Origin of the sequence: Streptosporangium sp. NPDC051022 (assembly GCF_040683035.1) — a bacterium.
Taxonomy (GTDB): domain Bacteria; phylum Actinomycetota; class Actinomycetes; order Streptosporangiales; family Streptosporangiaceae; genus Streptosporangium.
Map to the genome: position 1 here is coordinate 75,189 of NZ_JBFBCF010000032.1, position 17,531 is coordinate 92,719.

The following is a 17,531-nucleotide window of genomic DNA, read 5'->3' on the forward strand; positions in this document are numbered from 1 at the left end:
GCCGAGGCTGTCGCTGCCGGTGCCGCCGCAGGTGCAGCACCGCCACCACCGGGACGGGATCTCAGCCGCCGTCACCGGCTCCTCAGGCGGGTCAGAACTCATGACGCGGCTCGGGAACGTCGGGACCGGCGGTGCTGAGAATGGCGGTCCACTCGACATGGACAGAGCCGAAGCAGCGCGAGACCGTGTAGAGGCCCAGCGGCAGCAGCCGCGGATCCACGATGGTGCCGCACAGGGCGGCGATCCGGTCGATCTCGGCGCACAAGTCCTCGTCGGTGGCCTGCTCGGGGTAGTAGGTGATGATCGCCGGGTCGGTCGGGACAGGGACGGCGGGGTTGGCCTCCAGGAAGATGGCCAGGTCCCGCAGGCCGCCGATGAAGGCGGTGCGGCGCTGGGTGTCGGTGGACATGGTTGGTTCTCCTTTCACGGGGCGTCCGGCGCGGTGCGCAGGGTGCGCAGCAGGTCGGAGGCCAGTTGGTGGGACACACCCAGACGAGCGCGCAGCGTGTCGCGGCTGATCGGCCTGCTGTGCGCGGTCTGGTATTCCTCGGCCACGCGCCGGGCGTAGTCGAGGAGCTCTGAGGACGGCCCGTCCTGCTCGGCCTCGACGGCCTGGACGGGCGCGGAAACCGGGACTGGTTCGGGGACGATCTCTGGCACGACGAATGAGGCCGGGGACGACTCAGGTCGGGGGCCGGTTGCTCGCCGTTCGAGCATGGAGACGGCGACGAGGAACGCCCCGGCGGGTGTGGCGGCGGTGATCCATCCCCAGGGGGTGGGGTTGGCCTGGTTGAGGTTGGCGGCCAGGGACAGGACGATCCCGGCGACCAAGACGAGGGTGGGCCAGGAGATCCATCCGTTCCGGCTACGTCTGGTGTGCTTGTCGCGCTGGCGTTCCCGGGCGGCCATGACACAGGTCAGGTCGACGCACACGGCCACCGCCCAGGCCATCCACCCGGTCTGACCGTGTTCGGCGGCGGTGTCGCGGATGTGGGTGAACGATCCGGCACCCGCGATGGCGGCCAGCGCCAGGATCGGCCCGGCGTCCAGCAGCCAACGGATGAGGCGTCGCATCGTGCCCCCCTTCCTTACAGCGGATCAGGCGTTGAGGAGTTCGTTCAGGACGGAGTCGGGCAGCTCGATCGTGTGGACGCCCGCGGTGATCTGCCCCCAGGACAGGGTGAGACCGGCGTAGGTCCGGGCCGCATGTTCGGCGGCCTGCTCGGAGACGTGGAAGGAGCGGGCGCGGTACCACTGGCCGTCCTGGGAGGCCACGATCGCCACCCCCGGCGTCTCGGAGGCGATGGCACGAGCCGACACCAGGGCAGCCGGATCCAGGTCGCCGAGCGTCATGGTCGCGGTCTCCGGATCGTTGACCCGGTGGCAGATCCGCCCCGAGCACTGGGCGCGCAGTGCGGTGACGCCGGGGCCGAGGTCGGAGCCGATGCGCTGGCCGCAGCAGAACAGATAGATCCCGAACGCCCGCCCGAGCTGCGCCACCCGCAGCAGGGACGTGGAGGTCTTGGCGATCTCGTCTTTCTCGCTCTTGTCGGCCATCAGGTACAGCTCAGCCAGCTCGTCAACCAGGACCACGACCGGCGTCGGCCGTACGACGGGGGGAAGCTGCCAGATGTTGCGGGCGCCCGCTCTCCGGCACAGATCCATCCGGTTGAGCATGAGCGTCACCAGGTCATCGAGCAGGCCCACACTTTCGGCGCGGGTGGTGGCCAGCGCCGACAGCCGCGGAAGATAAGGGGTGAACTCCACCCCGCCCTTGAGATCGAAACCGACCAACGCCACCGGTTGCGGAGCCAGGCCGACGATGAGGGCATTGGCGAGGTTCGACTTGCCGGATTGCGTCGCCCCGGCGTTGAGCCAGTGCGGCACGGTGCGAAAGTCGATCACCCACGGTGCGCCGGTCTCCAGGCGGCCCACCGTGACCTTGAGCAGTTCCTCCGACGGCGGTAGCTGATCGACCCGCACCAGGGGATCTCGGATGGTGGCAGCCAGGACGACCCGTCCGGGACGCGGGGACGACACCCGTACGGCGTGCACCCCCCAGGAATGCGCGAGCCGCTCGGCGACCTCGGTGTAGTCGTCGGGGATCTGGCCTTCCAGCAGGCAGACGGTGACGCGCCAGCCGTGCCGGGTCGGCAGCGGGAACCGCATCCACGGCGTGGTGTCGACCGCGACCCGGCGAAAGCGGCGCCGTACCTTCACGGTGCCGGTGGAGATGAGCGAGCCGGGGGTGAGGGTGAAGGCCCAGCGGGCGCGCTTCTTGGTCAGCCCGCCCCCCAGGGCGACCTTGCGCCAGGAGGCCCGCACGCTGATCGCGGTGAGCGGGTAGCCGGCCACCGGCCAGAACGACCGAGGATGCAGGCACCGCCAGGCCGCCAGCACGACCAGCGTGCAGGCCAGGACGAGCAGCGACTGCGGCAGGTCAGGCATCGCCGCCCCCGCTGCTTGGTCTGCCGGAGACGGGGACGATGGAGGCGGCCTTGTAGCTGATGCCCCACCGAGGGCCGTTGTTGCCGGGGATCTCCCAGACGTAGCCGAGCATGCCGGTGGGGACGACGTCCTGACCGGGAGCGATGGGCGGTTCTCCGGAGGTTCCGACCTTGACCAGCTCGATCCTGCCCAACTCGTCCTCGGCGAGGAGCACGGATTCGTAGACCTTGTTGCCGTCCTTGTCGGTCTTGATCTTTCCGCTGTCCTGGTCGATGACGCGAGGGCGGGCGGCTTTGACGCAGGTGAAGCGGAGCCGGTGGGTGTCGACGGGGATCGGGATGTTGCGCATGGATGGACCTCCTTGTTCGTCTCGGTCAACATAGTCAACCTAGTTGGCTCAGATGTCAACGTTCTCATGGTTGGCCTGGTCGCGTGTCTGTGCTGAACTAGAGACACCCACGACCGAAGAAGAGGGCGGATGGTCAAGAACACCGGGCGACCCGGCTACCTGCAGATTGCCGACGACCTGCGCGACCAGATCCGGCGCGGCACCCTCGCGCCCGGCGACCCGTTGCCCTCCACCACCCAGCTCGCGACCGCCTACGACGCCTCGCTGAGCGTGGTGAAACTCGCCGTCGGCGTGCTACGCAACGAAGGGCTGGTCATCGGCCAGCAGGGCAAGGGCGTGTTCGTCCGTGAGGATGCCGCCCCCGCCCCGCCGGCCTCCGACGAACTGGCCGAGATTCGCGCCACGCTGCGCGACCTGTCGGCCCGGCTGGAACGGGTGGAGTCGAAACTCGCCGATGAGTAGCACGCTCATCCGCGCACGTGGCAGCCGGTGACCCGACGAGCCAGGCCCGCCGCCCGGCTCGGCGGCGCCGCCCCGAGCTGCATCCGCCGGTCCTCCTGACGCATCCCGACCAGGACGACCACGTAACCGACGACGATCACCACGCCCAGTACCAGGCCGATGATCAGCGGGATCATGGTCGTGCTCACGTCCAGATCACCCCCGCCTCGGCGGTGCCGTAGGGGCGGTTGGCCGGACGTCGCACCTGACCGCGCCGCCGGTTTGCCCTGCGCCGGGCCACCTGGCGCCGGGTCCATCGGTCCCGCGCCCGGCACTTGCGGCAGACGAACTGCCCCTCCTCCAGGACCGCGCCGCACTCGCAGCCGGGTGTTTCGTCGATCGGCCGGATGTAGTTGATCACTGCTGTCTCTCCTCTCGTCGCTGCCGGTGATGCCTTGCGGTATCGAGAGTGCGACGAGGAGTCAGGACGTGATCACTACAGGATGGGACATGTGCAGGACGTCCGGTCTACGATTGCCAGGTCCCTGGACGTCCCCGCTGACAGGCAGGTGAGATGGCGAACGAGCGGTTGCGGGTGGCCCTTCTCGAACACGGCACCACCGTCGACGCGCTGGCCGAAGCCGTCCAGGTCGACGCCAAGACCGTGGAGCGGTGGATCACCCAGGGCCGCATACCGTATCGAAAGCACAGATTCGCGGTCGCCAAGCTCCTCGGCGTGGAGGAGTCCTACTTGTGGCCGGACGCGCTGACCCCCGCGCAGGCTGTGGCCGTGTCCGAGAGCGAGATCGTCACCGTCTACCCGCACCGCTGGGCCGTACCCAAGGACACCTGGGGACGTCTGTTCTCAGCGGCCCGGGAAGAGATCGACGTGCTGGTCTACAGCGGCATCTTCATCGCCCAGGACACCGGCATCATGCGTCTGTTCGCCGAGAAGGCCGACGCGGGTGTGCGCGTGCGCATCCTGCTTGGAGACCCCGACTGCGTAGAGGTCGCCCAGCGCGGCGCTGACGAGGGCGTCAACGACGGCATGGCGGCCCAGATCAGGACGGCGCTTTTCCTCTACCGGTCCCTACGCCAGCACGAGGGCGTGGAGATTCGCCTCCACGACACCATCCTGTACAACTCCATCTACCGCGCCGACGACCAGCTCCTCGTCAACACCCACGTGTACGGCAAGGCCGCCTACGACGCGCCGGTCATGCACCTGCGCAAGGTCACCGGCGGCGACATGGTCTCGACCTACACCAGCAGTTTCGAGGCCGTCTGGAACCGAGCCACCCCGGTAGGGTCATGACCCATGACGGCTCGCCGGATCGACTTCTACGACGACCCCGCCGCACCCGCCCCCAACAGTCTCGTCCCCTCGGTCAACGTCATCGTCGTCAACGACGCCGGCGACATCCTGATGATCCGCCGCTCCGACAACGACAACTGGGCGGTGCCCGGCGGCGCCATCGACCTCGGCGAATCCCTGCCCCAGGCGGCGATCCGGGAGACGCTGGAGGAGACCGGCATCACCTGTGAGATCACCGGCCTGGTCGGCACCTACACCGACCCCCGCCACGTGATCCTCTACACCTCCAACGGCGAAGCCCGCCAAGAGTTCTCCATCGTCCTCACCGCCCGACCCGTCAACGGCGAGCCCACCCCGAGCGACGAGTCCCGCGAAGTCCGCTGGGTCCCCCGCGACCAGATCGACTCCCTGACCATGGATCGATCGATGCGGCTACGGCTCGGCCACTACCTCGACGGCACCACCGGACCACACATCGGGTAAGCACGCTCACGCCGTCGAACGTCACGACGACCCAAGATGCCTGTACGTTCATATCCCTGAACGTTCCCTCGTCTTGGAAGGCGGTCTCATGGCCGAGCGCACCCTCACCGATGAGCTGTACGACGCCGAACGCCGCCTTCAGGCAGCCATGCTCGCCGGAGACGTCGAGGAACTCGATCGGCTGCTCGACGAGCGGCTTGTCTTCACCGGCCCGCCGGACGGAGCGTGCCACCCGCAGGCCAAGCAGCTCGACCTGGACAACCACCGCTCACGCCGACAGGCCATGACCAAGCTCGTCGAGGAAGACCTGACCGTGGTCGTCGCGGACACCACCGGCGTCACCTGCTTCCTCGGCACGCTGGAGGGCATGTTCGCGGGGGAGCCGTTCGCCATGCGGCTGCGCTACACCCGTACCTGGGTCCACACCGACGAGCACGGCTGGCGCATCCTGGCCGCCCACGCCAGCCCGGCGTAACGTCAGGTCCCCGCGTCCAGGGCGGCCTGTACGGCGTGCACGGCCGCGGTGATGCACGGGGTCGCCTTCGTGATCGACCGGCTGACCAGATGCTCTGGGCCGTACCGGGAATGGATCTCCAGCAGCCGGGCCTCCGCCTCGACCGGCAGACCATCCGGACTGGTGGTCATGTCGCAGTAGGTCAGCGCCTCGACCAGTTCGGGGCGTTCCTTGTCGAACTCGGCGTTCAGCACGTCCAGCAGGCCGCGCTCGGCCGCCTCGTACTCCGCGCACGTGTGGTGAGCCACCAGCCGGGCGATTGTGTCGTCGGCCCGGTGGACGTCGCGCAGGTACCGGGCGCCGTCCAGCGCGTGAGAGCCCGTGTCGACCAACGCGGGGGAGTATCCGATGTCGTGCAGCCAGGCCGCCGCGGTCAGCAGGTCACTCTCTGCGCCGAGGATCGGTGTCAGCGATTCGGCCCGCGCGGCCACGCCCTGAGTGTGCGCCCACCGGCGCGGCAGCGGCTCTTCCAACAGTTGCCGGGCCAGGTCACGCGCCCATTCGGCTTGTCCCATGCGCTTCACCATAGAAACCGTCTCCAGAGCCCTTCCAGAGATGACGCCAGACGTCCTAAGACGTCTCAAAGCACTACAGAGCGGACGAAACGCCCCTTACCGTGTCGCGTCACGACCAGCCCCTCACTCTCCAGTTCGGCCAGGGCCTGCCGGACGGTGTTGCGGGATACCCGGTACTGCCGTCGCAACGCGCTCTCACTCGGCAAAGCCGTCCCCGCCCCCAAGACACCCGTCGTGATCTGCTCGCGCAACTCTGCGGCGATCTCCTGGTAGCGGTACAGCGCCGCCCGCTGCTCCGGGTCTTTCACCCGGCGTCCCGCGCCGGGCATCGTGTCGATCAGCCCTTCGTCCTGCAGGACGGCCAGCGCCCGCCGGACCGTGCTGCGGGCCACGTGAAAACGCTGGGCCAGCGCCGCCTCCGAGGGCAAGGCGCCGGCCGGAGGGTAGTGACCGGCAGTGATCTGCGCGCGGAGCCGTTCGGCGATCCGGTCGTAGACCTGTTTGCCGGTCAACCACCCGTCGGTGTCGTCGGTCATCCGTCAGCGGCCGTGTGCACCGTGGATGTTGCCCAGGTCGATGTTGAGCGTGCCCTGCTCGCCCTCACGCCAGCCACGCCGGACCGCTGCGGCGATGTCCTCGGCGGCCATCGGCAGGTGGATTGTCGAGGTGCGCTCGTCGGGCTGGTCGCCCCAGTAGAACCAGTGGAAGACGACCTGGACGTAGATGCGGCGGGTGCGGGCGTTGTGGTCGGTGATCTCCAGGCAGGGCTGGCCGTTGTGATCGGCCGTCAGGAAGGTCGGCACGTACAGCGGGGCGAGGTGACCGTGCAGCGTGGTCAGCAGGTCCTGCTGATAGGCGAGGATCTTCTCTCTGGACATGGTCGGGTGCTCCCGTCGGCTCGAAGGACCCAGATACGAGGTACCGGGTGTGATGCCGCTGAGTTTTCTGCGCGGGGTCGGACACAGGCACCACGACTTGAGGGACGTCCGGGGACGTCTTATGTTAGCGTCGCTGGTACCGACCTGCTCCGGGAGGTACACCCGCATGAACGAGAACCTTCGCCATGCCCTCATACGGGCCCGTCTGCACCCCCTCGACGTGGCCACCCACCTGACCGTCGACCCCAAAACCGTCTCCCGCTGGCTGGCCGGCCGGGTGCCCCACCCGCGCCACCGTCTCGCCGTCGCCGACCTCCTCCACGTCGACGAAAACGACCTGTGGCCCGAAAGCGCCCGCCGACATCCAGGACTGTCGGCCGAGATCAAGGCCGTCTACGCGCACCGCTGGGCCGTACCGGCCAACGTCTGGCGCGCCTTCTTCGAATCCGCACAGACCGAGATCGGCATCCTCGTCTACAGCGGCCTGTTCCTCGCCGAAGACGCCGGACTACTCCGCATCCTGACCCAGCGAGCCGCCACCGGGGTACGGGTGCGCATCCTGCTCGGCGACCCCACCAGCCCCCACGTCGCCACCCGTGGAGTAGACGAAGGCGTCGGCGGCGACGTCATGGTCTCCAGAACCAGGAACGCCCTCACCCTCTACCGCCCCCTCCAAGCCGTCGATGGGATCGAGATCCGACTCCACGACACGATCCTGTACAACTCCATCTACCGCGCCGACAACGACCTACTGGTCAACCTGCACATCTACGGCACCCGCGCCCCCGAAGCCCCCGTCATCTACGTCACCGGCAACGAACCCGACAGCACCGCCGCCACCTACCTCGACAGCTTCGAACGAGTCTGGACCGGCGCAGTACCCGCAGCTCAGAACAGCTGACAGCACACGGACCAAGATCGAAAGAAACTTATCTATCCGTCTTTTCAAGGCGCGTGCCGCCTGCGGCGTCCCGCGCGCGTCGGGCGGTCGCTGGCCGCGCTGCGGCTCTTCGGCCGGTCGCGGCCAGCGCCGCCCACGCGGGGGACCGCAGGGCGATACGCTATGTGGGCGAGTCGCTGTATAGTGCCGCACAGGCCTCGGATCTAGGCCTCAATTGTGCTTGCCCGTAGAGCCGAGTGATCTCGGAGCAGTAGGAGCGCGATAGGTGCCGAGCCCGTTCCCTTCCCTGAAGGCCCGACAGATGCTGAGGATCTTGCTCGGCTTGGGCTATGAGGAAGTTGACCGTGAGGGCTCGCATAGGAAACTTGTCTGCGAGGGAAGACCTCGACTGACGTTCGCGTTCCATGACAGGGATGAGCTTGCGCCGGGAGTGGTGAGGGACATCCTTGTTAAGCAGGTAGGTATGGGGAAGGACGATGCGCTGAAGGTGGTGCAGGGTGACAGCTGAAACTATTCACCTCATCATCCGTGCAGGCGAAAACGACCTTGATCTGTATGCCACCTCGCCGCAAGCTCCAGGCCTTATTTATGGGCGTAAAACTTATAAAGAGCTGCGGGCTGATCTTGAGAGCGTTCTAAGTTTCCATTTTGAGCGACCAGGGCCGTTCGACGTAATCGAACACAATGAACGACACTATGGCCAACTAGGAAGCGAAAATGAACTCGTTACAAGGTTGGCCGTTGACGAACACCGTGATGAGCGCCAGGAAGTATATACGCGGATAGGTCGCGCTCTCGGGATTCCTAGTCAGGCTAAGAGCCTAACGACTGCCCCAGCTAACGCTGTTGGTGAGACGGTTTTCTTGTGTGCAGTCTTTACTGACACGATCGAATGGGTGCTTTCGCAGCTTGACCCTGATGGAGATGTGATCAATGTTGCCGTCGCAACAGCTGATGAACTTCTCGTCACCATCCCATTCGCATATGCTGCGGAGGTTGAAGGAACAGTATCCATGGATAAGAAGGAATATACCATGAATACTACAATGGCTGAAATTGTTCGAGACATTGAGATCGAGCATTCTAGCGCTGATTTGCGCCCCGTTCTCGTGGAGACTAAGGTTCTGGCTGTGCATTAATAAGCTACCTTCGGGCTGCCGCGGGGCTTCCGTTCCTCGGGCCTTGGCGGCCCTGTGGTACGGGTCCCCTTGCCATCGGATGACTTGGGCTAGCCGCCGGCGGGGGTGTTGTGTACAGCGGTGCATACAGTAGATCTGTCCTACTTCCCGACATGGGCAACTGTCATGATTCATCGTTGTCTGTGATCCACTTGCTGATGGCCTGCAGTCGCTGTGCAACTAGACCTATAGCCGCAGTGGGCTTGAACTGCTCTCGATCTGCTCCGCTGAGTGCCGAGAGGAAGGGCGAGCTCAAGAGATGAAGCGCGTTTGATACTAGGTCAGGATCGAGATCGCGTAGATCCCGCTGAACGTCCCTCTCTTTTAGAAGGCCGTCGCCATAAGGGGCTCGCTGCTCGGCTACGAGTCTGCCCAGGACTGCCTTGAGCGCGTTCAGTTGATGAACACGTGCTGTCCAGGAACTCTCGACTATCTCATGTCGCTGCTTAACTGTCAGTTCCGGGTCCAGGAACCTCCGGATCTCCTCTGTTGAGAAGGGAAACTGCTCATGCAGGAGTAGGAGTCGTCCCAAGGTTTCCGTGTGCATGAGTGCAAACCCATGATTCTTACTCGCTTCAGAGTGGGTGTCGGCATGGAACTCAGGACCTATGGCGACAGTGGCTATAGCACCAACCTTTTCCCGGTGCCGCTCGAGCTTAACTGCGCGTAACTCAGATGGCGGAACTGGTCCCGCACTTGCGGTCTTGACCTCAATGGCTATTGGGGGAAGCGCTGCCGAGGTGGAGCAGATGATTGCGTCGGTCTTGCCTGGACCTCCTATCGGCTGAACTTCAAATCCGAGGAAGCGGAATGCTTCACACACAAGCTGCTCAACCTGCTTGTGCTTGGTTCCGTCCCTGCTATCTCGCGCGAGTAGATCCGCTAGCTTAACGGCGGGAGATGACCTAGTAGCCGCAGGACGCGCCTGATTCGTGCCTTCGTCGGCCGCGATTATGGTGACCTGGGCGCGGTCTTCAAGGGGAAGGATTTCAATCAGCCCTCGCCCAACTGGGGTGAGGCGAAACTTCTGATTGGAAACCTTCTCAACAACGTCAGCGTCGAGCAGGAATCGAAGGCGCACGGAAACCGCTTGTGGATTTAGAGGGTCGCGGCTGTATAGCGAACTGAGCTTCGCTAGGTCAGACGCTGATCTATCCGCTTCCTCTAGCTCTCGGAGGAGTTCGCCGACGAACCAGACGGAGGAGTGTACGAGCGCGACAAGATCAATCGTGTCATTGGATTCGAGCCATTGACGCGCACCTTCTGTCGCGCCCCAGTGATTCATTCGGCTCCTGTAGATGAGTCCCGCTGCAAGAAGAGAGTTCCGCGCTTGTCGAGTCGATGCAGGTGCCGATCGGAACTCTGATTGGATTAGTTCCTCGAGTACTTGTTCCTGAATATCAGGGATGGCGGACTCGACGGTTGTGGCCATGAAATCGAGTGGACCACGACCGTCAGGACTAGGGAAGTACAGTGATCGCGCTGTTTCGCGCGACGCGTGTCCAGATGTTCGCAACCCCTCCAGTAGCTTGCCAATGATACCTGTCCGCTGATCAATCTCAGTGGTTTGGCTGCCTACTAATGGCGGATTGCCAAGTGTCAGCCCGGCCAATATCTCCTCTCCCTTGGGTGTGATCCGAATGAGACCGTCATACATTTCAACCGCGCCGGCCCCACGTAGCCACGTAGTGCGCCGCCTGATTTGATCCAATGCGTTCCAGCCCATCGCATACCGCTGGTTCGCGCACTCTAGGAGGGAGTCATGTGATGATGGACCATTTGCCAGATACGCTAATAGTTCTCCGAAGAACCTGACGTCCCTATGAAGATGGCCGACCAAGGCATGCATGGTGGGGTTACGCAGCCAGTCACGCGCGTTTGGAGTGAGGGTGAGGTTTTCACCGGAGCGCCTGACGAATGACTTGCCGAGCATTTTCAACAACTGCTTGGCCGTAACATCATGGTTCTCGTCAACCAGGATCGACGACGTGAGTGCAACGCCATCTACCGTCCGGAGAACGTCGGGCAGTCGCTGCACCCACGTCTCGACCGGTCCAGGCAGAGTAGGGGCAGTTTGCGATCGCTGGTACCAGTCGCTGCTAGCATTATCGCCATCGGTAGGATTACTCATACCATTAGGATGGCAAAGGTAGGGGACACTTGCAACCGCTATATAGTAGCCCCTAGCTCAGATAATGAGGCCTATCGCTGGGTCGCTAACTTTGCGTGCTCTCGGGTGGTGCGGTCCGGCTGCGGAACCATGCTCTGACCTACTGAATAGTGCAGTCGCTGGAGACACGTCCGGGCTGGCCACTGGCTACGGGGCTATACAAGCAGCGGGCGCCCCACACGATCACACGTCACCAGACCGCATCTGCCACGTGACCAGGGCGAGGAGCCCTCTACGTCGTGACTGGCTCCCGTTTGCAAGTAGGCACTCAAGTCCACGGTGGTGATCCGCGTAGAGTCAGTTGCTGTGCAACGGCTTGTGCTTTTCGACCTGGACAACACGCTCGTGAACCTCGACGAGGCGTTTCGGGAGTGGGCCGCGGAGTTCGCCGACGAGCACGGCCTTGGAGACAAGGCGGTTAATTGGCTGCTCGCTCTCGACCAGGCCGGCTGCCCCCATCGTGAGGTCTTCTTCGGCAAGGTGCGCGAGCGCTTCGTCCTGTCCGAGTCAGTTGAGGAGCTGTGGAGCCGCTACCGGAAGCGCATGCCGTATCTCGTTCGCTGTCGGCCTGAGGTGATGGATGGATTGTCCCGACTCCATGCGTTTGCTTGGAAGGTGGCGATCGTCACCAACGGGACCGCGGACAACCAGCTTGGCAAGATCCAGCGAACGGGACTGGCCGAGGCAGTCGACGCTTATGCCCTCTCTGGACTCGAAGGCGTCCGCAAGCCCGACGTCGGCTTGTTCGAGATCGCTGCCAAACGGTGCGGCATGTCCCTTGCTGATGGAGGATGGATGGTTGGGGACTACCCGGTTGCCGATATCGGCGGTGGACGGGCGCCCGGTCTCCGAACGGTCTGGTTCGACCGGGGAACGCGGTCGAACCGGGAGCACGAGGCGGACCACGTCGTTACGGACGTACTCCAGGCGATGGAGATCCTGTACGGCGAGCGTTGACCGAAGGCCGTGCGCAGCTTGCGGGGGAGTGCCGTACAACAGTCGCATACAGCAACACCGTCTTACGCGATCACACCTCACCGAACCGCATCTACCGCCTGACCAGCGTGTGAGCCTCCCGACCTGGCACCCGCCGTTGACTCATAATGAAGGGGGCTGAGGTTTGATTCCCCAAGGCGACTCTAGATAAGAGGCCCCACCGGGTTTCGGTGGGAACCTTTTGCTAACACCCCTGCCGCACCACAATCCACACTCGCTTGACCGCGGTAATGCATCATGTTGGTGCTGCGCCATCGTAGCGATGGAGCCGAACTCTGTCTTTCTTTCCGAACAATGCTTAGAGGCCCGCCCTAATGTTGTTGATCGATTGGAGAATTCTTTCCTTGTGCCAAGTCAGCGCATTAGAGTTGGATTTGGCTGCCAGGGCACTCTCTGGCACGCCACTTTCTAGTAACATGCATACTCTCAAAACGGAGTAGACCGACTCTGAAAGATAGTATAGATCTCCGTTTTTAAAGGTTCGGGAATCGCTCGCTAGGTGGGTTAGCTCATTACGGGTCTGAGAAATGGTTTGCGCCCAGCGTCCAGCATCACCGATTAGGTTACGTGTTGCAGGACGTGAGCGTGTGGCCAACCTTCGCATCCTTTTGCTGAGAGGAGGCTCGTTCCCGTAGCTGAGTTTGTCGGTAAACCAGTCTCTGTGCTTAACAGGAGTGATTTCAGCGTAGGCTTGAACCACTGCGTCATACTCGTCGGGTTCGATATACGATCCTCCTTCTGTCAACCGATGGAAGGCCTCGGCAGCGTACGTGACGTTCAAAAACCTATTTTCTACATAAATTCTGTCCGTATTGCGAACGCTCATAAGTGAGGAAAGAGAGCGCTGAAACTTCGGTGAGGCATCGAGCCATTTTGCTACCGCATTGATGCCACCAAGCTCGGAAAAAGTGAGAAGCATGTCAAAGTCATGGAGGCGCTTATGGTGATCGATAGTAGCTGGTTTCAAGCGAGGCGCACGGTATTCAATTACCTGCTCATATCCCATTGGCGTACCAGCAATCGAGTGAGCGATTAAATCGGGTCGCCCAAGCGATACATTTTCGATGGCGGCATGTCTGTCGATGCATAGCATTACCAGATCTGACAGGCGTGCTATATCTTTCTGGATCTCGTCGAACTCTGTGAGCTTCGAGTAGTCGATGCGAAATACCGCGTCTTGTGTAACAAGCGCACGCTTAAGGTAATCTACATCATATGCCCATTCGTGCTCTAGACTCACGCAACCACGTGAGAAATCAGAAGAGATTCTTTTGGGTTGGGTGTAAGAGATTTCATACCCGGAAGGCGTTGTGGGAGTGCTGGCGCGCCTATTGGCAGTGATGCCGCTGTAGCCTATCCAGTACGCAAGCTGGGTTAGCTTCAGTGACACCGACTGGAAGGCAAGCGTGCTGTCCTCTAGATGCCAGCCGAGGAACATCTCATTAAAATAGATGCTCTGTTGAGGAATGCCTGGGGAGCTGAAGGAGGAGCCCTTACTATAGCCACGATTTAGCGTTACTTCGGCCTTGTCTATCAAGCCAAAAAGGCGAGTTTCTGCACCTGTGGTATCCGAGGCGCTTTCAAGTCTGCCGATTAGCTGTAGTTCTATTCCCTCTTTTGGGTTGAATTGCAATCGTCCTGGAATTCGACTCTCATGATTGCCTGGTAGCCAGAACTCTCCGAAAGAATCAAGATCCTTCATGGGGGTGCCTATTCACGTATTGTCCTTCGGGGAACAAGTAAGCCCTCTCAGGGTACATCGGACGGGTGATGTTCCACAGCAAATTTCCTAGCGAGTGTGCTTGAGGCTATTCCTATTGCGTGCACGCGCCGCTGATCCTGATGATCATTCGGCCACCGCAGCTCAACTGCCTCCTTAGCTGTGTGGAGACTCTCCTTAGGAGCTGAGGGGTTTGGGGTCGTGCAGCCTCAGACAGTCTCGCTCGATATGTGAGACGTGCTTTTGGCAACAATGTTTGCGCGTTGCTTGGTCTCACGGCCGTCACGTTGGGCCACCTGTGACCGGGACATCCGCCGCCGCGTGTAGCGTGCGAAGAGCCTACTTGTGTGACCACATGTCCGGCGCTGGCGAATGAAGGCCCTGGCTACAAAGAGCAATGTCCGGACCCGTTGCGAAAGCATACGATTGCTCTAAGCAGCAGCCGGGGGGTTCCACATATTGGCCCTGCGGTGTCCACTGCGAGCACCGAAGCCTTGTCTGTGTCCGTCGCCGGAACTTCTTGGTTCGGGGTAGTCGGTCACGCTGCTGCTCGCTGGCGAAGATCATTCGCTCCCGGCCCTGTTCCACACTGTTGCGCACGATGCCCATGAGCTTTCCGTTCGCCTCCCGCAGGATGGCTTTCTCTCCCAAGAGGTTGTTACTGAGAGCTACAACGCGGTGTGGACTGACGGGCCAAACAATGTAAGGCGCGGTTAGGAGATTTGGGCGGATGTTTTGCCTGAAGGGGACCAATACTGGTGTGTCACACGTCATGAAGCGGCCCTGGGGATCGTCCCATACCTCGATCTGCCGAGTCGTCAGCACATCTGCAGCATGCCACATGGCCGAGAACAACGACTCGGTATGGATTCCTGCCGCCAAGTGCGGGTCCTTGGGATCGTTCATCGACTTGAAGTCTCGCGGATTTTGCGCGACCAACCACGCGTTGTACTGGCGTTGAAGCCGACGCTCTTGCAGGGTGCGCATGCGCTGGACAGCCATAGTGATCCCGAGCGCGATCAGATCATCGAACTCCAGCTCGTCAGGGTCTTCTAGCTGGTTCAACAAGCTCTGCACCCGCCGAAGCTCGGTGTCTACAACTCCGAAGAGCAGCTCCACCCTGTTGTGGGCAATGTTATCTGGCCCCACGACCCGGTAGAAATGCTCCGCGACACACACGTCACTGAGGCCGAGTGGTCGCACCGTGCCTGAAACTGTGTCGAGGGCCCATACCCGCTTGCCATCGAATGACCACTGTCGAAGATAGGTCTGGGGGACGTAGTGGTGTCGGCGGCTGACTATGTCCTTGGCTTTTCGCAAGTTTAGGAGCTTGTCCATGTAGTCATGCGCACGTCCGGGCAGAGACTTCCCACCTGCCGTGATGGGCACCTGTCCCCACGGGTTCCGGACTTGCTTAAGCATCTGCCAGCCGCCGCGACCGAAAGAATCTGACCCTGTTGTCACGTCGCCACGATAGTTAGTAACACCGACAGAGACACGCGGTGTCAGTCCCGACCTGCGGGGAGCAACTCCACACTCTGCTCAACTGCATGGGTGGAACGCCCGGCGTGCAGAACCCACTTCTGCGACTAGCAGGCAGGCCAGACTGGTGGTCAGGTGTCGTACGAGCCGTCCCAGGGTTCGTAGAAGCCGAGGGCTTCCAGGTAGAGCTCGGCGTGTTCTTGTGCCTTCGGAGGTCTCGATGACGAGGCCGAAGAGCACGTCGTCGACTTCGTGGCGGAAGGGCCGGATGGCGATGTCGCCGTAGCGGAGGCCGGGGAGGGCGTTGAGCCATTGCTTCAGCCGCTCCTGCGCTGTGTCGACGGCGGCCCGGTAGTTGTCGTCGGTTCCGGTGCGCTCGATGCGGGAGTCGAGGTGGTGGCCGGCGGCGTTGAAGGTGTGCAGGACGGCGTGCCAGCGTTTGTGCGTCTGCCAGTCGTCGGTGTGCGTGTAGCCCTTGGGGAAGGCGGCGACGACGGAGCCGAGGAACTGCCCGCCCTCCCAATGGCCGATGGTGTCGGTGCGGTAGTCGGGTTCGTAGCTGATGGGGATGATCTCGGGGACTGCCATGGGCGGGAAAGTAGCGATCGGGTCCGACAGAGCCTCTGCGCTGCGCATGAACTTGCTAACGGAAGTGCTAACACCGTCCCTGGACGCGAGTGGACGTCCACAGAAGGTGATCAAGTGTGAGATGGCTCTGAGTAGGACTTTCTGACACCTGTGGACGTCGGTGGACAGTCTCGAACTGGCTACGGATCAGAAGGTTAGGGGTTCGAGTCCTCTCGGCCGCGCAGCAGGTCAGAGGCCCTCCGGGATCATCCCGGAGGGCCTCTTTCATGTCCGTACAGCAGCGAAATACAGCAACGCCGCCCCACACAGGCAGTCGTCTGTGGACATCACGCGTCGAGGCTGGAAGCTCTCGCAGAGCTGGGGACTCCCGGTCAGGCTTCCGGAACTGGCAAGCTCGCTCAGGCGCCGCCGAGGTCATCCCGGAGGCGGCGAACCCATTCGGCGGGGAAGACCTGTTCAAGCCGCTCCTTGCTGATCTCCAGCATCCCCTCCTTCGCCAGCGGGAGGAGCGCGCCGTTCTGCACGGCCTTGTGGTCTTCAGGAGCCGGGCAGATCAGGACGGCGAGGATCCGGCACGTCCGTTGCAGCTCCTCGACACCGCTGGCGTGGATCATGCCCTTGATGGGCTCCCATGCCGTCCGTACGGCGAGAGCCACGGGCGCTTCGAGAAGAGGGCTGTGCCCCTCGTCCTTCCGAGACTTGAGGATGATCGCCGTCACATATTCAGGCACTTGATCCATGGCTTTGGAGAACCTCTCGATGCCCTCAGCCAGAGCAACGAGGAGGTCGCACCAGAAATGCTCGGTGAGTCTTCTTCGGGTTTCCCGCTGACTGCTTCCGCCGAACCTTTTGTCCAGTTCCTCGATAACGGGGCCGGTGAGGAGGTCACCGACTTCCTGGATGCGTTCGATCGTGCTTGGATTTTCGGCCAGCCAGTCGATGAGATCGACTGTTGCGCTGTCGGTGGCGGCTGCCTGCCTGTGCTTGGACGGGCTCCGGCGCCCCTTGGGAGGTTGAGTCTTCCTCCACGCGAGTTCGCTGCGTTCTCTCGCCTCCTGTCGACCTACGGGAGATGGGGCGCGGGCCAAGGTGAGGCCGTAGGGCCAGCCGTGTTGTGCCCCGCCGTAGTCGGAGCATCGGCACTGGTGCAGCTTGGCGCGCTCGCAGCTCTTGGGGTGCGTCACTCGGCCTCCATGAAATTCGGCGTTGAGGTGAACTGGGCAGCTCACTGGAAACCTCCTCTTTTAAATCACGAATAACGGGCAGTGAAATTGCCGTGATGGCTATCTCGGTTTATCTATTTGGCTATAAGAAAAAGCTCTTGCATGCAAATAAGGTCCTTTGGGGATGATCCCAAAGGACCTTAGGTGACGAGTGATGAGCTATGCCTCGGCTGGAACGTTGAGGCTCTGATTGAGCCGGTCGAGTGCCTTGCGGGTTTCCGGGGTGGGGATCTGGGTGTAGACGTTCATGGTCATCGAGATCTGCGAGTGACGAAGGACGCGCATCGCGACGTGGGGATGGACGTCGAGTGTGGCCAGGAGCGAGGCGCA

The 17,531-nt window shown here is 62.4% G+C and carries 23 protein-coding genes; 8 read left to right on the forward strand and 15 right to left on the reverse strand.

The features are described from left to right. Positions 1–91: 91 nt before the first annotated feature. Genes AB0N02_RS37330 through AB0N02_RS37345 form a run of 4 tightly spaced genes read right to left on the reverse strand, consistent with a single transcriptional unit; the run spans position 92 to position 2,797 of the window. Complete coding sequence (locus AB0N02_RS37330; RefSeq protein WP_363956753.1) at positions 92–409, reverse strand: hypothetical protein; 318 nt, start codon at positions 407–409, stop codon at positions 92–94. 14 nt (positions 410–423) lie between these two features. Then, positions 424–1,074: a DUF2637 domain-containing protein gene (locus tag AB0N02_RS37335; RefSeq protein ID WP_363956756.1), complete on the reverse strand. Its 651-nt coding sequence runs from the start codon at positions 1,072–1,074 to the stop codon at positions 424–426. 24 nt (positions 1,075–1,098) lie between these two features. Further along, positions 1,099–2,448, reverse strand: coding sequence for an FtsK/SpoIIIE domain-containing protein (locus AB0N02_RS37340; protein WP_363956759.1), 1,350 nt, complete (start codon positions 2,446–2,448; stop codon positions 1,099–1,101). Then, positions 2,441–2,797 carry a hypothetical protein gene (locus AB0N02_RS37345; protein WP_363956762.1) on the reverse strand — a complete coding sequence of 119 codons (357 nt, stop codon included), beginning with the start codon at positions 2,795–2,797 and terminating at the stop codon, positions 2,441–2,443. Before AB0N02_RS37345 ends, AB0N02_RS37340 begins: the two co-directional genes overlap by 8 nt. 129 nt (positions 2,798–2,926) lie before the next feature. Here AB0N02_RS37345 and AB0N02_RS37350 point away from each other — a divergent pair, with 129 nt between their 5' ends. Next, on the forward strand, positions 2,927–3,259 hold the full coding sequence (locus AB0N02_RS37350; RefSeq protein WP_363956765.1) for a winged helix-turn-helix domain-containing protein: 333 nt from the start codon (positions 2,927–2,929) through the stop codon (positions 3,257–3,259). Between the two features lie 5 nt (positions 3,260–3,264). Here the strand turns inward: AB0N02_RS37350 and AB0N02_RS37355 are convergent, their stop codons facing one another. Together AB0N02_RS37355 and AB0N02_RS37360 are read right to left on the reverse strand one after the other, a co-directional pair. After that, the gene (locus AB0N02_RS37355; RefSeq protein ID WP_363956768.1) at positions 3,265–3,447 is read right to left on the reverse strand and encodes a hypothetical protein; all 183 of its coding nucleotides are present in this window, start codon (positions 3,445–3,447) and stop codon (positions 3,265–3,267) included. Then, the gene (locus AB0N02_RS37360) at positions 3,444–3,659 is read right to left on the reverse strand and encodes a hypothetical protein (RefSeq protein ID WP_363956771.1); all 216 of its coding nucleotides are present in this window, start codon (positions 3,657–3,659) and stop codon (positions 3,444–3,446) included. Before AB0N02_RS37360 ends, AB0N02_RS37355 begins: the two co-directional genes overlap by 4 nt. Positions 3,660–3,812: 153 nt before the next feature. Between AB0N02_RS37360 and AB0N02_RS37365 the strand changes: the two genes are divergently transcribed. The 3 genes from AB0N02_RS37365 (at position 3,813) to AB0N02_RS37375 (ending at position 5,511) form a co-directional block, all read left to right on the forward strand. Further along, positions 3,813–4,553 (forward strand): DUF5919 domain-containing protein, encoded by a 741-nt coding sequence (locus AB0N02_RS37365; protein WP_363956774.1) that lies wholly within the window; start codon positions 3,813–3,815, stop codon positions 4,551–4,553. Positions 4,554–4,556: 3 nt separating this feature from the next. After that, positions 4,557–5,036 (forward strand): NUDIX domain-containing protein, encoded by a 480-nt coding sequence (locus AB0N02_RS37370; protein WP_363956777.1) that lies wholly within the window; start codon positions 4,557–4,559, stop codon positions 5,034–5,036. Positions 5,037–5,124: 88 nt separating this feature from the next. After that, positions 5,125–5,511: a nuclear transport factor 2 family protein gene (locus AB0N02_RS37375; RefSeq protein WP_363956779.1), complete on the forward strand. Its 387-nt coding sequence runs from the start codon at positions 5,125–5,127 to the stop codon at positions 5,509–5,511. 2 nt (positions 5,512–5,513) lie between these two features. Here AB0N02_RS37375 and AB0N02_RS37380 read toward each other — a convergent pair whose 3' ends face one another. The 3 genes from AB0N02_RS37380 to AB0N02_RS37390 form a co-directional block, all read right to left on the reverse strand. Continuing rightward, the gene (locus AB0N02_RS37380) at positions 5,514–6,065 is read right to left on the reverse strand and encodes an HD domain-containing protein (protein ID WP_363956782.1); all 552 of its coding nucleotides are present in this window, start codon (positions 6,063–6,065) and stop codon (positions 5,514–5,516) included. A gap of 65 nt (positions 6,066–6,130) precedes the next feature. Then, positions 6,131–6,601 carry a GntR family transcriptional regulator gene (locus tag AB0N02_RS37385; RefSeq protein WP_363956785.1) on the reverse strand — a complete coding sequence of 157 codons (471 nt, stop codon included), beginning with the start codon at positions 6,599–6,601 and terminating at the stop codon, positions 6,131–6,133. A 3-nt stretch (positions 6,602–6,604) separates the two neighbouring features. Next, positions 6,605–6,943, reverse strand: coding sequence for a hypothetical protein (locus AB0N02_RS37390; protein ID WP_363956788.1), 339 nt, complete (start codon positions 6,941–6,943; stop codon positions 6,605–6,607). Between the two features lie 166 nt (positions 6,944–7,109). Here AB0N02_RS37390 and AB0N02_RS37395 point away from each other — a divergent pair, with 166 nt between their 5' ends. The 3 genes from AB0N02_RS37395 to AB0N02_RS37405 all read left to right on the forward strand — a co-directional run bounded on the left by AB0N02_RS37395 (position 7,110) and on the right by AB0N02_RS37405 (position 8,983). Then, entirely contained in the window at positions 7,110–7,844 is a 735-nt protein-coding gene (locus AB0N02_RS37395) for a helix-turn-helix transcriptional regulator (protein ID WP_363956791.1), read from the forward strand. Between the two features lie 265 nt (positions 7,845–8,109). Next, complete coding sequence (locus AB0N02_RS37400) at positions 8,110–8,352, forward strand: type II toxin-antitoxin system HicA family toxin (protein ID WP_184755393.1); 243 nt, start codon at positions 8,110–8,112, stop codon at positions 8,350–8,352. Further along, positions 8,342–8,983, forward strand: a complete 642-nt coding sequence (locus AB0N02_RS37405; RefSeq protein ID WP_363956795.1) for a hypothetical protein — start codon at positions 8,342–8,344, stop codon at positions 8,981–8,983. The genes AB0N02_RS37400 and AB0N02_RS37405 overlap by 11 nt, the downstream gene beginning before the upstream one ends. Before the next feature lie 163 nt (positions 8,984–9,146). Here the strand turns inward: AB0N02_RS37405 and AB0N02_RS37410 are convergent, their stop codons facing one another. After that, positions 9,147–10,454, reverse strand: a complete 1,308-nt coding sequence (locus tag AB0N02_RS37410) for a restriction endonuclease (RefSeq protein ID WP_363956797.1) — start codon at positions 10,452–10,454, stop codon at positions 9,147–9,149. Between the two features lie 1,044 nt (positions 10,455–11,498). On the opposite strand from AB0N02_RS37410, the gene AB0N02_RS37415 reads away from it, so the two are divergent. Then, on the forward strand, positions 11,499–12,149 hold the full coding sequence (locus AB0N02_RS37415; protein WP_363956800.1) for an HAD family hydrolase: 651 nt from the start codon (positions 11,499–11,501) through the stop codon (positions 12,147–12,149). Between the two features lie 337 nt (positions 12,150–12,486). Here AB0N02_RS37415 and AB0N02_RS37420 read toward each other — a convergent pair whose 3' ends face one another. The 5 genes from AB0N02_RS37420 to AB0N02_RS37440 form a co-directional block, all read right to left on the reverse strand. Continuing rightward, a complete protein-coding gene (locus AB0N02_RS37420) occupies positions 12,487–13,890 on the reverse strand; it encodes a HEPN domain-containing protein (RefSeq protein ID WP_363956803.1) in 1,404 nt (467 codons plus the stop codon). Between the two features lie 357 nt (positions 13,891–14,247). After that, a complete protein-coding gene (locus AB0N02_RS37425; protein ID WP_363956840.1) occupies positions 14,248–15,330 on the reverse strand; it encodes a DUF4238 domain-containing protein in 1,083 nt (360 codons plus the stop codon). A 120-nt stretch (positions 15,331–15,450) separates the two neighbouring features. Continuing rightward, positions 15,451–15,978: a hypothetical protein gene (locus AB0N02_RS37430; RefSeq protein WP_363956807.1), complete on the reverse strand. Its 528-nt coding sequence runs from the start codon at positions 15,976–15,978 to the stop codon at positions 15,451–15,453. A gap of 398 nt (positions 15,979–16,376) precedes the next feature. Further along, positions 16,377–17,162 carry a hypothetical protein gene (locus AB0N02_RS37435; RefSeq protein ID WP_363956810.1) on the reverse strand — a complete coding sequence of 262 codons (786 nt, stop codon included), beginning with the start codon at positions 17,160–17,162 and terminating at the stop codon, positions 16,377–16,379. 198 nt (positions 17,163–17,360) lie between these two features. Then, positions 17,361–17,486, reverse strand: coding sequence for a hypothetical protein (locus tag AB0N02_RS37440; protein WP_363956813.1), 126 nt, complete (start codon positions 17,484–17,486; stop codon positions 17,361–17,363). Positions 17,487–17,531: the final 45 nt, after the last annotated feature.

What these genes read in the sequence shown, in the direction of transcription:
- AB0N02_RS37380 (WP_363956782.1), bottom strand. Translation starts at nt 6,065, where the DNA reads ATGGGACAAGCCGAATGGGCGCGTGACCTGGCCCGGCAACTGTTGGAA.
- AB0N02_RS37350 (WP_363956765.1), top strand. Translation starts at nt 2,927, where the DNA reads ATGGTCAAGAACACCGGGCGACCCGGCTACCTGCAGATTGCCGACGAC.
- AB0N02_RS37410 (WP_363956797.1), bottom strand. Translation starts at nt 10,454, where the DNA reads ATGGCCACAACCGTCGAGTCCGCCATCCCTGATATTCAGGAACAAGTA.
- AB0N02_RS37370 (WP_363956777.1), top strand. Translation starts at nt 4,557, where the DNA reads ATGACGGCTCGCCGGATCGACTTCTACGACGACCCCGCCGCACCCGCC.
- AB0N02_RS37395 (WP_363956791.1), top strand. Translation starts at nt 7,110, where the DNA reads ATGAACGAGAACCTTCGCCATGCCCTCATACGGGCCCGTCTGCACCCC.
- AB0N02_RS37420 (WP_363956803.1), bottom strand. Translation starts at nt 13,890, where the DNA reads ATGAAGGATCTTGATTCTTTCGGAGAGTTCTGGCTACCAGGCAATCAT.
- AB0N02_RS37390 (WP_363956788.1), bottom strand. Translation starts at nt 6,943, where the DNA reads ATGTCCAGAGAGAAGATCCTCGCCTATCAGCAGGACCTGCTGACCACG.
- AB0N02_RS37365 (WP_363956774.1), top strand. Translation starts at nt 3,813, where the DNA reads ATGGCGAACGAGCGGTTGCGGGTGGCCCTTCTCGAACACGGCACCACC.
- AB0N02_RS37330 (WP_363956753.1), bottom strand. Translation starts at nt 409, where the DNA reads ATGTCCACCGACACCCAGCGCCGCACCGCCTTCATCGGCGGCCTGCGG.
- AB0N02_RS37385 (WP_363956785.1), bottom strand. Translation starts at nt 6,601, where the DNA reads ATGACCGACGACACCGACGGGTGGTTGACCGGCAAACAGGTCTACGAC.
- AB0N02_RS37345 (WP_363956762.1), bottom strand. Translation starts at nt 2,797, where the DNA reads ATGCGCAACATCCCGATCCCCGTCGACACCCACCGGCTCCGCTTCACC.
- AB0N02_RS37335 (WP_363956756.1), bottom strand. Translation starts at nt 1,074, where the DNA reads ATGCGACGCCTCATCCGTTGGCTGCTGGACGCCGGGCCGATCCTGGCG.
- AB0N02_RS37430 (WP_363956807.1), bottom strand. Translation starts at nt 15,978, where the DNA reads ATGGCAGTCCCCGAGATCATCCCCATCAGCTACGAACCCGACTACCGC.
- AB0N02_RS37440 (WP_363956813.1), bottom strand. Translation starts at nt 17,486, where the DNA reads ATGCGCGTCCTTCGTCACTCGCAGATCTCGATGACCATGAACGTCTAC.
- AB0N02_RS37425 (WP_363956840.1), bottom strand. Translation starts at nt 15,330, where the DNA reads ATGCTTAAGCAAGTCCGGAACCCGTGGGGACAGGTGCCCATCACGGCA.
- AB0N02_RS37340 (WP_363956759.1), bottom strand. Translation starts at nt 2,448, where the DNA reads ATGCCTGACCTGCCGCAGTCGCTGCTCGTCCTGGCCTGCACGCTGGTC.
- AB0N02_RS37375 (WP_363956779.1), top strand. Translation starts at nt 5,125, where the DNA reads ATGGCCGAGCGCACCCTCACCGATGAGCTGTACGACGCCGAACGCCGC.